The following is a 12,726-nucleotide window of genomic DNA, read 5'->3' as shown; positions in this document are numbered from 1 at the left end:
GCCCGCCTCGTGCTCCTTCAGAATGCCGATAATCTGTTCGTCTGTGAAACGGTTGCGCTTCATTCTCTGGTCCTCTCAATGGGCCAGAGCTTACTTCAAAATGGATTATTTCAACGGGGCAAGGTCACCGATCTTAGCGGCCCGAACACCGAAATGAGTTCTGGTAGCAATCCGTCGTCAAATAGATCGACAAGATGTGGCACAGGCAGTCCGATGTCCTTAGCGAGTGTTCGTGCCTGAGACGAGCTTCGCAGTAAGGCAACGGCTGCTTCCACGGCGTGGATTTCTCCGGCTCTATCAGTCAGACGCCGCAATTCAACCCGCCCGCTCCTCATTGGACCGCTCATCCGAATGGGTGCGGAAGGAATTGATGAACTCATGGATCGGCCAACCTTCTCGACAACCACCCGCCCAAGGCACTTGTCTTTTCGCTCCTTCAATAGCGACCGAAGATTGGACGACAGCGTTGGATCGGAACATAGGGCGCTGATGTCGCACTGCCCGGCCTTTCTAGGTGCCAGCAGTTGGTCGAAGTCCTTCGGCCATTCCAAGATTGCACGCCCAGCACGCTCTATAGAGCTGACCTTTAGGCACCCGCCCCAACCAGCTTTGGTTTTGTCAAAGCGACTTGCTGATTGGACGGCAAACTGAAAAAGCGCTCCTCGCCCCAACTGGCTTAACTCAGGATGCAGTTTCAGCTTGGCACGACGATCAGCCGCTTCGGGATCAACAAGATCGGCGAAAAGTTGCACCGCCGCTTCATCCTGGATGTCGGCGAGCGGTTGGGGGAAGTCACGCAAATCGACGGCAGCTTTGCCCGGGCGTGCGCAGCGGTCGCAGAAGTTGACGCCGAAGTTTCTGGACCAGCCCAATTCGCTTTGGCAGACTGGGCAATGACCCAGCAATTCTTCCTTTGTGGCGACGTCGAAGCCCAGTGGTTGCAGCGACCACATCGCCTTTTGCGCTCCGTATTTGCGAAGTGACGTCGGCGAAACGCGACGTCGACTGGTCAGATGCCCCCGGCGCAAATTGACACCGAAGAATTCGACCCAGTCTCGGCCGCAACCAGGCGTTTCTGTAAGAAACCCCTTCACCGCATCTGCATCCTTCCGGATACCAAGGACGTCAATCAGGCGACCTATATCGTCGGCCGCCCCGCCATGGAGAGAAGCCAAGCTCCTAGACTTCGACTTCGCCAATTTGAGAACGACGTCGCTGTTTGAGAACCCATTTCGGCTGACCGCTCGGAACGCAGCGTCCCGGAGGTGTTCGCCAGGCTGCAGATCGACCGGCAAGGCTAGAATACGACCCACATTGGCCGCCCGTTCAACAGCATGGGCAACCTCAGCGTCGTGGCGGTCTAACAACTCAGACATGAGCCCCCGCTTCCGTCGCAGGTGCTGGATTGCTCTCCCGATCTGGCTTATCGAACGGATTGCTAGTCGCAAGCTCGTTGAAAACGGTATATTCGCCAGCTGCCTCCCGTAAGTGGTCGAACTCAACCCGCGCTGCACCGTCCTCGATTGCATAGAGAGCGGCTCGTTCGATTAAGTTTGCCGCATGGCCAAGATATCCGCCACAAGCAACGAATAGCCGTGTGGACACGGCTTTGCTCATGAAGTTCGAACGTTCGGCCAATAAACCCGAACGCTGTAGATGCAGGCCGATCAGACCAACAAATTCGTTGAATGCGTCCCGATGCTTCGGTTTCTTATAGTTCAACGGGCCCAGGAAGAGCTGCTTGATGCATCTGGCGCGTATCTGTTTGTCTAAGAAGACCTTCGTCCTTGCTTCGCTGGTTCCAACGAAAACCACGGGGCAGCCACCAAGGAGAAAGTCCTTCAGTGTGTTGTGCACCCTGGTAGCCTCTGATCTCGCATTTATGGACGCCGCACCGATCCTGAGATGATTCATCTCATCGAAAATCAAAAGCTCCGTCCGAAACTCATTTATATAGGTGAGAATGCGATGTTTTTTGTTCCCTAGATTACCTGTTTCTGGGCAGGGATCGTTGTATGCCCGGAGTATGTCTTCAAGAAGCGACATAAGGGTGGACGTCCCGGACACGGAGACATGCACAACCACCTTCTGCAGCAGTGCGACAGCAACTCGCGGAGTGTCTCGCGCGAACAGCCCAACTTCGTAGCAGTAGTCTACGACAGTGCGCTCTAAATAGGCGGTCACAATTGTGGTTTTGCCACTCTGGGTGTCTGCAAACAGCGTCGCACACCTTGCCTCGTTCCCGACGGCTGTCCTTTCCATTATGCGCCGCCTGGTGCTGCGAAGCGCATCGAAGGTCTTGTGCGCTTGCTTCATGAACGAGTGCTCGACTCTAAGGTTTTTGAACAGGTGTTCGAGTTCATCGACGGGAGACGTGAAGTGCACCTTTGTTTCCTTGATCTAGTTTTGGTGATGAGTGGGTGCAGGTTTTCCGCCCGCACCCAGCAGGTTAAAAGCCGTAGCGACGCGCCAACTCGTCGAGCGCGGCTTCGCTTTCGTCGACGTCTGGTTGAGCGGCCCAATCGAGATCGGCTGTTCCCCGCTCGTGAGGCTTGGCATGATCGTTCGCCACCTCCGAGACTGCCGCGTCTTTGCGAGTCTTCGGCTTTTTCGGCTTACGGCCCTTGGGTGCAATCAGAACATCCGCTCGCTCGGAGAATGGCATTGACACCGGAACCGCCTCGGCCACCGGCATCCCGCTGATCGATGGGTTGATTTTCAGGTCAATGATCTGGCTGCCCGGGGCTAGTTGCGGCTTCTCACGCCCATGGAGCACGCGGATCGTTCGCTTCGCCTCAGCGTGATTGTCGTTCGCGAGCTTCGCCTCAAGCTCCTTGGTGTATTCGCGACGAGCTTTGGCCTTCTCTTCCCGCGTGTGGAAGTTTTTGTTGAGCTTGGCCTGATACTCGCGCTCACCCTTGGAGAACGCAAAGGACACCGGCTTCTCGGCATAGAATGGATCGCTGTTCGGAAGTTCCACGACTTCGTTTGTCAACTCGTCAATGATCGAAATCGAGGAGCAATCCATGTCGTCAAAGAAGAGATGCACACGGAACGATGCGGTCTGGCCCGGCTTCCGCTTCCGCCTTTCACGATGGAACCGCGCCATGTGATCAAGCAGCATCGACGTGATTCCTTGATCATGGAAGGTATGGCCATTGAGGAGAATGCCTTCCGCATCGAGCGTCCGGGTCTCGTAGCGCCCCAAAACTAACTTGAATGAGCGGGCGTCGTCGACGGAAAGGCGACCAAACTCGGCGACGCCTTCCGTCCACTTGCGAGCAGGAGCCATGCCGATGCCATCGTGGTCATCGAGGTTATATTCAATGATCTTGTGATCCATGAGGTCTCGAATCGAGTCGGTGGTCAGTGCGGCACTTTTCTGGGGATCGATGCCCCTGGTCTCCAACTCCTCGGGCGGGCAAGGAATGCCTCCTGGTAAGGCATGCAATGCACCATTCATGGTGCGAACGAAGCGCTCGATCCAAGGTTTATATTCTGGCGTTCGAATCGGCGCGTAGTCGACCTCGAATCCCGCGATGTCACCAACCAGCTGGAGGCTTACACCAATATGAGCTAGTGCGTTGTCGAGGATGACAGTCTTGAACTTACCCCATCCATCGGTAGCGCCCTTCGAGAAACCGAAGCGCTCTATCATCCCCGCTTTCGGGCTGACGACGTCACGCAAGCAGGCCATCAGCGTTGCGATACAAGGCGGATCAAATGTCATAACAAAGCCAACATTCATCCGCGAGAACAAGTCTATCGCCCACACAAGCCAGGGCCGCTTCAGGACGATTGCGGTCGTGCCGTCAACCTGGACCTCTTCGCACGCCCACACGTCCCCGAGCGTCTGATCCAGTACAATGATTTCGAGCGGGGCAATCGCGGTGACGCTTTCACCTCGTCCGCGCAACTCCCGGTTGGCCTGCTGTATGCCAAACTTTGACTTTATCGTTGCATGGCACCGCGCTTCATTGATCCAGTTGGTCAACGTCTGATGGCAGGGGGGCTCGAACATCAGGTCGGCGAACTCGTCCGACTCTAGAGGAAGGCTTGACGAAGCGTCTCCGATCTTCTCTCTACGAGCGCTGATCAGTTCCTCGCGTGTTGCATAGAAAATGTCATCGAAATAGCCATGGGCATGAGTGAAGAGCACAACTGGATCACCCCAGTAGTGGGCTACTGTCTTTTGGCCTAATTCGTATACCCATGCGGGCCATTTAGATTGCTTCCTGGCGCTTCCCCTTTTGCGGAGGTAGAGGGCAATCGTCCGATTGTTCTCTCCTCCTTTTGCCAATGCCTTCCGGACAGCGCTGGCAGACGGTCGCCATTCGAGCCCGGCCGTTTTTGCCCCACTGCCTTCGCCGTCGATAAATTCGTCGAGCGCTGTTGTGCTTTTCTTTGTTCCGGGTGCAGCATCAAAAGCTCGCACGTAGAAAAGAAGCGTTGCTGCACGCTCGAAGTCCGCCCTCCTGATTTCCCAGTCTTTCAGTTGCCTTTTTGTTATATGCTTTCTAGGAGGCTCGTGTAGACTTCGGATGTCGAAGGCGGTGACGGCGCGTATCGTTTCGCCTCGGCGCTTAGTGCGAACCGCGCCGCCTCTCGCCTGCAGGACAGCCAGATCGAGCGCTTTGATATGCACTTCTCGTCCATCCGACAGACTTCTGAGGGAAATCAGGCTTTCATCGTTTTCGCTTTCAACCTTGAAAGCGCCTCGAACCGTCCCGCTGCAGAACTGGTATTGATCACCTACCGATATATCAAGGGTCATCACGCTGCCCCCTGTTGGATCAGGTGAACTGGCGAACCGCTTTTCAAACCGGCGATGAGATCGATGGATATGAATCGTCGGTAGTGAAGGGCGATCACCTTCGCTTGCGCTGATGGACCATTTCCAAATGCCTGATGGAGGGAGGAAAGCGGCACCGTATCCCTTCCCGCGAAGTGGGCAAGGCACGTCGTGAAGTCGTGCTCGTCAAGTGTCGTATACTTGTGAAGGTCGGCACGCCTCGCGACTGCAGTGAACTGCTTGTTTAGATGCACCGACTGCCGAATTTTGAAAAAAGCAAATCCGCGACGCTCATAAAGTTCTTGAGCCAGGCTGAGCTTATGCTGATATGCCGGATCGTCCTCACGGGGGTCTTTATCGGCCTTAATCTCCAGCAGCAGGTTTTGCAGTCGATGAGGCGGAACATCCCGACTTGCTGAAACGCATGCGGCTTGCGAGAACGGCATGCCTTTGCGCAGGTCTTCGACGAACGAGGGATGCACCTGTAGCAGCAGATCGGGAAAGTATATCAGTGGCCGCCCCCTATTGCGTCGGACGGAGATTTCAAGGCGGTGCGGCTGCGCGAGCAGGTAGTGAACGCGAGGTGAGAAGTCGGCCAAGGACATTGCCGTACGCTCAAGCTTCGATTCCCAGGGCATAGCTCTCGCGCCACCCTTTAGAGCATGGAAAGTTCCCGTCGGACGGGTCTTGCGTCCATCAATGATGGTCCTGATTGGGCCTCCGTTTTCAGCCCAAAACAGCTTGGCGACGACGTCCAACGTGTTGGGACGAACATCTTGCGGGACGTATTCGTCCTCCTCGTCGAACGCTGAAGGGTCGAATCCGAGGTCGGTAACGCGCTGGGTCCCAAACACTGCGAATGGGTCGAAGATGATGTCAGACCGGTGTTTCATTTCAAGCTCCTAGAAAGATTTCTGTGAATTGGCGAAAGGAAATAGGCTCCGGCAGAGGCTGAAGGGCCCCTAGCGGATGACTGAATTCTCTAGTCGTGTTACTGGTTACCGAATGCAGCGCCGCTTGCGACAATCAACAGGAGCATCGCAGCGCAGATTGTACCTATAGCGATTCTCAAGGATACGGAAGAGCCCTATGCAGCAATCAACAAATCGCCCCCAAGGAAGACCGACACACGCCGCGATGGTCTCGATTGATCGGCAGGTTGCGACCTTGGAGAAGCGGCGCGACGAGATACGAGCTGAGATGGCACGATTGGAAGCCGAGACGCGGCAGGTCGAGCTTGACCTGAGACATCTTCGCGATGCCAAGAGATCGCTCAGCCTGCTTGGCGCAAACCCTGGCGAGGGTCCCAATCATCTCGATGAGCTTCCAGATGTGCCTGAAGAGTTTGCAAAAAGGCGGATTCAGCGTCCGGACGCGCAAGCTTGGCAAGTTCGGCAACAGGCTTACCGGATATTAAAGGATCAAGGGCATCCTCTAAGCAGGATCGAAATCTATGACAGGCTTAAAGCGCTGGGCGTCGAAATCGACCACCCCACCCCGGCGAAAAGACTGGGACGGATTTTAACGGACGCAAAGGGAGAGTTCGTGTACCGCGATAACGGCTACTGGATTTCCGGTGAGCCGATAACCGTCGCGGTAGAACGCCCGAAGCGCTACCGCACCCGCCGGAAGCGCAAGGAAATCTGAGAATGAATTCCGCAAATAAATCCGTATCCAAAAACATTTTTGGATACGGAATTCCTTCGGGGAACAAATGTTGACATTTTTGGATACGCAAGGAAATAAATCGACTACGGCGTTGAAACCCGCTCCCAAACGGCAGAATACGTTCCTTGTTTAATGAGTTCATCCCAAGGTGATAGGTCCGAAGGAATTCCTTTCGCTGACTGGCTGTCACGAGACGATCTCCTTGCCCAATTTGGGGTGGCAGGGTATTCGAACCGTTACATCAGCGCCCTAGAATTTGGCTGGCTGCCCTGCTGAGGCCGAGACAAATTCGAACACCGGACCGGCGCACGAGGAAGAACAAATCGCTTCCGAGAGTGGTAGTCCGACCGAATTTTTATTGGACTGCTGGGCTTGCCTGTCGCATCCGCTATTCGAGTATAAGCAATGTCGAGGTGAAGGAGGAACCGTCTCCACCTCGCGCTGAGGAGATTTCGCGACGGCCCTCTCCAATGCCACGAGGCCTCTTGTTCGCATCCATGATGATTGTGGTAAGCTACGGAAGGCCGAAGGGGCCGATAGTCCGGTCGCGGGTTCCTCGTCGCAGCGTTTGAACAGCTGTAGGCAACGAGCACGTTGCCCAAGAGATTAGGATCGGGATGATTGTCGACATCTTTCTCGGAAACATCCCAGCCTTCAATGAGCGAACGCTCGGGGCTTCGATCAATCCTTCCTTCCGGGTGGGGTTCAGTTGATCTACGCACGCGCAGACCCGGGAGTGCTAACGTTGTAGACCGCATACGACGCACGAACCTGGTTCTTGAGGCTTTTGCAGCCTCGGCAATCGTAAGTTCCGCGACCCGTCGCCAGCCGCTGGCTAGCTGCACCGTGCCCTCCCGGATGATCAAACCCCTCCAGAACCTCGAATATGAAAATCGTGATCCTTTGGGTGAAATCGCAATTTTTTTGAGTTGGCGAGCAACATCTCCTCGCGGGAAGGTCACGTAGTAGCTCGGCTATAACCAACTGATCTGTCGCAAGCTCCACTAGGATATCGATTCAAAAAATCGCAATCCTTTGGTTTTGAATTCCAATCCTTTGAATCGAAAATCGCTTTTGGTTGGGTTCTACAATGTCGAGGCCAGCCTAGGGCCGCCGGGCACGCTCCGATCATTCAATATCTCTGATGTTATCCATAAGCCCTATTCGTTTGAATGATGAGTTGTCTGGGGCCATATTGGCATTACGGACATGGACGAACCTCCCATCGATCCCCATGTCCTTGACCTAAGAAAGGAACCGGAAAATGACCACGCTCACCTATCGGGGTGGTGGCAAGACCCTCACCTCCAGCGACAGCCGCTTCGATCTGGCACATTATGCCCGCAAGCTCGTGCTCGCCTGGACACGCTGGCAGACGGCCCGCGAAATCGAAGCTATGCCTTTCGACATCCGCAAGGACATCGGCTGGCCGAGCACGGACGACAGCAAACACCGGACCATGTAATGAATGCGACATTCTTCCCAAGATAGGGGCGGCGTCTGCTTCGCGCAACGCCGCCTTTTTCGCGGCATGACCGTCCAATCCCAAGCCCTTTTCAGTCTTGAATTTCAGTTTCCTGTGAATCTGTCATCTGCGCTGTCCTCGGCCATTCCGGTGGTTTGACCGGCCCAAACGTGGGCGATGTCGCATATTTGCTCTTCCCGGCCGCATTTTTCCATGCCAGTGTCGCTTTCAGGACATCGGCGCGACGCATTCCGCGCAACGAATGTGTCATCGCCCCTCGAGCATGGATTTCGCTATGAATAGGATGCAGATCAAGAAGCGTTCACTGGTCTTCTTTATGGTACCGCAATTCACCATGCTGCCCTTTTCGGCGGCCGTGGACACGTTGCGCATCGCCAATCGCATGCTCGGCTATCAGGCCTATACCTGGCGGCTGACCTCTGTCGACGGGGAAAAGGTCTATTCTTCCTGCGGCATCGGCGTCGAGGCCAATTCCTCGCTTGCCGAGGAACGTCGCCATCTCGGCGGCGAAAACCGGCCGGGCATGGTGCTCGTCTGTTCCGGCATCGATGTCGAGCAGTTCAACAACAAGTCGGTCAATGCCTGGCTGCGTGAATGCTACAATCGCGGCGTTGCCGTCGGCAGCCTCTGTACGGGCGCGCATGTGCTTGCCCAGGCCGGTCTCCTGAACGGCAAGCGCTGTGCCATCCACTGGGAAAACCTGCCGGGCTTTTCGGAAGCCTTCCCGCAGGCGGAGGTCTATGCCGATCTCTACGAGATCGACGGCAATCTCTATACTTGCGCCGGCGGCACCGCCTCGCTCGACATGATGCTGAACCTTGTCGGCGAGGATTTCGGCGAAAGCCTCGTCAACCGCATCTGCGAGCAGCACCTGACCGACCGCGTGCGCAACCCGCACGATCGCCAGCGACTGCCGCTGCGCGCCCGCCTCGGCGTGCAGAACGCCAAGGTGCTGTCGATCATCGAGCTGATGGAAGGCAATCTCGCCGAGCCGCTGTCGCTGATCGAGATCGCCGACGGTGCCGGCCTCTCCCGCCGCCAGATCGAGCGGCTGTTCCGCCAGGAGATGGGCCGCTCGCCGGCCCGCTACTATCTGGAAATCCGCCTTGACCGCGCCCGCCACCTGCTGGTGCAGTCCTCGATGCCGGTCGTCGAGGTCGCCGTCGCCTGCGGCTTCGTCTCGGCCTCGCATTTCTCCAAGTGTTATCGCGAACTCTACCATCGCTCGCCGCAGCAGGAGCGCGCCGAGCGCAAGATGACCATGGCGACCGCACGGCAGGCAGTTGCCGCCTGAGGCTATAAGAAGGCCGTCGCCGCTTGAGACGTTGGGAAAGGCCTGTCGCCGTCTGATGTGAAAGGCGGCGGCTTCAGCCCCGCGCTGGGATGGCTTTATTGCGCCGCCTCTTCCGTCATTCTGGCGTCGGAATAGACCTGGTTTCGGCCGCGGTGTTTGGCCATGTAGAGGAACTGGTCGGCAGCGTTGAGGTAATTCTCGAAAGTCTCGTAACCGCCGATTTCGGCAATGCCGATCGAAATCGTAACACCGAGTTCCTCGTCGTCGGCCGTAACCTTCAGCCGCGAAATGTCCGAGCGGATCTCGTCGCAGAGCTTGGTCGCAGCAGCGGAATCCATCTGCGGAAAGAGGATGGCGAATTCCTCGCCCCCGAGGCGCGAGAGAAGATTTTCGCTGCCTTCGAAGATCGTAAACAGCCTGTTTGCGACAGCCTTCAGCACCTTGTCGCCGATCTCGTGGCCATAGGTATCGTTCAGCCGCTTGAAATGGTCGATATCGAGAATGGCCACGGAACTCGGCACCTTCAGCCGCAGGCACTCGTTCACCAGCTTCGGGCCGTTGTCGTAGAAATAGCGGCGGTTATAGAGGCCTGTGAGATAGTCGCAGGCCGCCGCCGCCCGCAGCTGCCGCATCTGCGCCAGCGTCTCGGCATTGTTGGCGATGCGGCATTGCAGTTCCTCGGCGACAAAGGGCCGGTAGACGAAATCGCTGGCGCCGGCCTTGAGGAAACTCGCCGAAAGCATGCGGTCGTTGGAGGCGGAAACGCCGATGACACGCAGCCTGTCCGAACCGAAGCGATGGCGGATGCGCCGCGTCAGCTCGTAGCCGCTCATATCGGGCATGTGGTGGTCGGTGACGACGAGTTCGATATCGCTGTAGGCCTCGAGCGCTGCCAGCGCCTCGAGCCCCGAACTTGCCTCGACGACGAGATATTGCTGCGCCTTCAGCAGGTCGACGAGCACCTGGCGCGCCGAGGCGACATCGTCGACGACGAGCACCCGCGTCTTGCGGTTGGAGATCGCCCGCCGGACGGTGGCGACCAGATTGTCGAGCGCGAATTCATTGTCCTTCAGCACGTAATCGATGACATTGCGCTCCATGATCTTGTTGCGCGTGTTGAGATCGAATGTCGCGGTAAAGACGATCGCCGGGATATCGTGCTCGATCGTGCAGTCGAGCGCCTCGCCATAGGGCGAATCCGGCAGGTTGAGATCGACGACGGCCATGGTGTAGCCGTGACCGTCCGCGGCAAGTTCTTTGCGAAGAGCCTTCAGTGACGGGCAGGATTTGACGGCAAGGCCGAGCTCGGTCTGGAACCGGTGACAGAGCACGGCAGAAAACATCCGGGAATCTTCAACCAGAAGTATTTTTAGCCCGCCGGAGCGGAGCCCAATGCCATCTCGCTGAAAATCCGCTTGAAACGCCACAGCCGCTATTCCCCCATACGTCCGACGGGCTCGACTCGGCCCTCTCCCCGGGGCGGACGATAGCCGAGAGGCTTATGCGCGTGAAGGGGACAAATGAAAGCGACATTACCTCTAATTGCAAAAATTCGACGACTGTCCCCGACAGTCGCCTCGGCCCCCCTGCCGATACCGATGCCGGAAGAGCCGTCAGGCAACCGCCCGCTCCTTGCGCATCGATTGAATTTGCAGCAGCGTATCGAGGTTCTGGTTGACGCGGCAGTAGAACTCCTCGTCGATGAAGGGGCGCAACATGAAATCATTGCCGCCGGCCTTCAGGAATCGTGCCGAAAGCAGCCGGTTCGACGAAGAGGAAACGCCGATGATGCGCAACTCATGCGAGCCGATATTGGAGCGGATGCGCCGCGTCAGCTCGAAGCCGTCGATGTCGGGCATGTTGTAATCGGTAATCATCAGGCCGATATCGCGATTGGCCTTCAGGATCTCCAGCGCCTTGCCGCCGTTCTCGGCGACGCTCACACGGAAATTGTAACGCTTCAGCCGGCTCGACAGCAGGGCGCGCGCCGTCGCACTATCGTCGACGATCAGCACATGGTGGCGATGATTGGTCAGGAACCGGCAGATCGATTCCGCCAGAAGGTCGACGGCGAAGATATTGTCCTTGAGGATATAATCGACGATGTCCTTGGCCATCAGCTTGTCGCGCATGCCTTCGTGGAAGGTGCCGGTAAAGACGATGGTCGGGATGGAAAGATCGACCAGATACTCGAGCGCTTCGCCGTTTTCGGCGCCGGGCAGGTTGATGTTCGAGATCGCCAGCGTGATCGGATCGGAAGACTTGTCGTAGGAAAACTGCAGATCCTCGAAGCTGCGGCAAATCTCGACATCAATGTCGAACAGCTCCTTGAGGCGTTTGCTGATCATCGAGGTGAATACGTTGGAATCTTCCGCGACAATAATGCGCGCGCCAGCAAACATTTCCCCGGAATATTGCATCCCCGAAATACCTAGAAACGCCATAGCAAACCTTTGATGTAAAATCTGTCCCCGGATCAAATCGATACATCAATTGATTTGAATAATTATTAATCAGCGCGCCGGGATATGAAGCGAAGAAGCGGCCCGATGGGATCGCCCCCGATTTCCTGCAGATATGCTTAAGAAATCAGGCGCGAAGCACCGCACTCTCGGCATCGAACGGGCTTTGCCGACAACGTCACATTACGAGGATCGCCATGCCGCAGCTTGTTCCCCTCATAATATAGCCTTTAGAGGGGCTGGACGGACTTGCGACAGGATTTCCGCCTTGCTTTCCAAAGCGTCTTCGTTGCCTCGTGCAGATCTCAGCAATGGAGCCCAGGCTATTCAACACGACCTGACCGGGTGGACGCCGGATGTGGCAAGTGCCCTCCGGGGCCATACCTGGATGCCCAGCGCTTAGTCCATACCTGACGGCAAGCCCAGCGAGCGCAGGAAATGCGCCTCGATCGCGCGCAGCAATTGGGCGCGGGCAGCCGGCGTCTCGCCGATGCCGGGCTGATTGACCACACCGTGCAGGGCATTGAACAGGAACACCGCCGTGAAGCCGGGATCGTCGACCGACCAGGCATTCTCGCCAGCGCCAGCGGCAAGCAGTTCGTTCAGATGGTCGATCAGGATGTTGCGCGAAAGTCCTTCCTTCGTTGCGGGGGGTGCCGCCACGAAGGCGAGATGATGCAGCCCGGCCGCGTCGAGATAGCCGGTGGCGCATGCCGTTGACCAGGCTGCCAGCTTGCCGTGCCAATCCTCCTGCCCTCGTCCTTCGATCGCCGCGACGATGCCATCCAGCACGCTTTGCACGAAACGGGCGCGCAGCGCCTGGAGAACATCGGCCTTCGAGGAGAAGTGCAGGTAGAACGTGCCCTTGGCGACCCCGGCCCCCGTCGTGATCTCCTCGATCATCGTCTGCTCCAGGCCCTTTTCCAGAAAAAGCCGCTCGGCCGCGATCATCAACTCGTCGCGCCGCTCTTCGGCGGGCTTGGTTCTCGGTTTTGAAACAGGATCGGCCGGCATCGACGGGACT

The 12,726-nt window shown here is 57.0% G+C and carries 10 protein-coding genes; 3 read left to right on the top strand and 7 right to left on the bottom strand.

Annotated elements, in window-relative coordinates; all coding sequences use genetic code 11:
* Window positions 1-110: 110 nt before the first annotated feature.
* The 4 genes from EEQ99_RS10405 to EEQ99_RS10390 form a co-directional block, all read right to left on the bottom strand.
* Window positions 111-1,376 (bottom strand): hypothetical protein, encoded by a 1,266-nt coding sequence (locus EEQ99_RS10405; protein ID WP_127430355.1) that lies wholly within the window; start codon window positions 1,374-1,376, stop codon window positions 111-113.
* Window positions 1,369-2,385 carry an ATP-binding protein gene (locus tag EEQ99_RS10400; protein WP_127430354.1) on the bottom strand — a complete coding sequence of 339 codons (1,017 nt, stop codon included), beginning with the start codon at window positions 2,383-2,385 and terminating at the stop codon, window positions 1,369-1,371. Before EEQ99_RS10400 ends, EEQ99_RS10405 begins: the two co-directional genes overlap by 8 nt.
* A 64-nt stretch (window positions 2,386-2,449) precedes the next feature.
* Window positions 2,450-4,774 carry a DDE-type integrase/transposase/recombinase gene (locus EEQ99_RS10395; RefSeq protein ID WP_127430353.1) on the bottom strand — a complete coding sequence of 775 codons (2,325 nt, stop codon included), beginning with the start codon at window positions 4,772-4,774 and terminating at the stop codon, window positions 2,450-2,452.
* Window positions 4,774-5,685, bottom strand: coding sequence for a hypothetical protein (locus EEQ99_RS10390; RefSeq protein ID WP_127430352.1), 912 nt, complete (start codon window positions 5,683-5,685; stop codon window positions 4,774-4,776). The genes EEQ99_RS10395 and EEQ99_RS10390 overlap by 1 nt, the downstream gene beginning before the upstream one ends.
* A 196-nt stretch (window positions 5,686-5,881) precedes the next feature.
* Here EEQ99_RS10390 and EEQ99_RS10385 point away from each other — a divergent pair, with 196 nt between their 5' ends.
* From EEQ99_RS10385 to EEQ99_RS35595, 3 genes are all read left to right on the top strand, one after another.
* Entirely contained in the window at window positions 5,882-6,439 is a 558-nt protein-coding gene (locus EEQ99_RS10385) for a hypothetical protein (protein ID WP_127430351.1), read from the top strand.
* Between the two features lie 1,285 nt (window positions 6,440-7,724).
* Window positions 7,725-7,925: a hypothetical protein gene (locus EEQ99_RS10380; protein ID WP_047610309.1), complete on the top strand. Its 201-nt coding sequence runs from the start codon at window positions 7,725-7,727 to the stop codon at window positions 7,923-7,925.
* A 295-nt stretch (window positions 7,926-8,220) separates the two neighbouring features.
* The gene (locus tag EEQ99_RS35595) at window positions 8,221-9,240 is read left to right on the top strand and encodes a GlxA family transcriptional regulator (protein ID WP_018242426.1); all 1,020 of its coding nucleotides are present in this window, start codon (window positions 8,221-8,223) and stop codon (window positions 9,238-9,240) included.
* Between the two features lie 95 nt (window positions 9,241-9,335).
* On the opposite strand, the gene EEQ99_RS10370 is transcribed toward EEQ99_RS35595, so the two are convergent.
* From EEQ99_RS10370 to EEQ99_RS10360, 3 genes are all read right to left on the bottom strand, one after another.
* Window positions 9,336-10,667, bottom strand: coding sequence for a diguanylate cyclase (locus tag EEQ99_RS10370; protein ID WP_127430350.1), 1,332 nt, complete (start codon window positions 10,665-10,667; stop codon window positions 9,336-9,338).
* A 186-nt stretch (window positions 10,668-10,853) separates the two neighbouring features.
* Complete coding sequence (locus tag EEQ99_RS10365; RefSeq protein ID WP_047610313.1) at window positions 10,854-11,684, bottom strand: response regulator; 831 nt, start codon at window positions 11,682-11,684, stop codon at window positions 10,854-10,856.
* 417 nt (window positions 11,685-12,101) lie between these two features.
* Window positions 12,102-12,716 (bottom strand): TetR/AcrR family transcriptional regulator, encoded by a 615-nt coding sequence (locus EEQ99_RS10360; protein WP_127430349.1) that lies wholly within the window; start codon window positions 12,714-12,716, stop codon window positions 12,102-12,104.
* Window positions 12,717-12,726: the final 10 nt, after the last annotated feature.

This window comes from Rhizobium anhuiense, assembly GCF_003985145.1.
In the GTDB taxonomy this organism is placed as follows: Bacteria; Pseudomonadota; Alphaproteobacteria; order Rhizobiales; family Rhizobiaceae; genus Rhizobium; species Rhizobium anhuiense.
The sequence above is the reverse complement of the archived record's forward strand: the minus strand, read 5'-3'. Positions and strand labels throughout refer to the sequence as shown.

Excerpts from the sequence above, each read along its gene's own strand:
- EEQ99_RS10405 (WP_127430355.1), bottom strand. The coding sequence starts at position 1,376 with ATGTCTGAGTTGTTAGACCGCCACGACGCTGAGGTTGCCCATGCTGTT.
- EEQ99_RS10395 (WP_127430353.1), bottom strand. The coding sequence starts at position 4,774 with ATGACCCTTGATATATCGGTAGGTGATCAATACCAGTTCTGCAGCGGG.
- EEQ99_RS10390 (WP_127430352.1), bottom strand. The coding sequence starts at position 5,685 with ATGAAACACCGGTCTGACATCATCTTCGACCCATTCGCAGTGTTTGGG.
- EEQ99_RS10385 (WP_127430351.1), top strand. The coding sequence starts at position 5,882 with ATGCAGCAATCAACAAATCGCCCCCAAGGAAGACCGACACACGCCGCG.
- EEQ99_RS10380 (WP_047610309.1), top strand. The coding sequence starts at position 7,725 with ATGACCACGCTCACCTATCGGGGTGGTGGCAAGACCCTCACCTCCAGC.
- EEQ99_RS35595 (WP_018242426.1), top strand. The coding sequence starts at position 8,221 with ATGAATAGGATGCAGATCAAGAAGCGTTCACTGGTCTTCTTTATGGTA.
- EEQ99_RS10365 (WP_047610313.1), bottom strand. The coding sequence starts at position 11,684 with ATGGCGTTTCTAGGTATTTCGGGGATGCAATATTCCGGGGAAATGTTT.
- EEQ99_RS10360 (WP_127430349.1), bottom strand. The coding sequence starts at position 12,716 with ATGCCGGCCGATCCTGTTTCAAAACCGAGAACCAAGCCCGCCGAAGAG.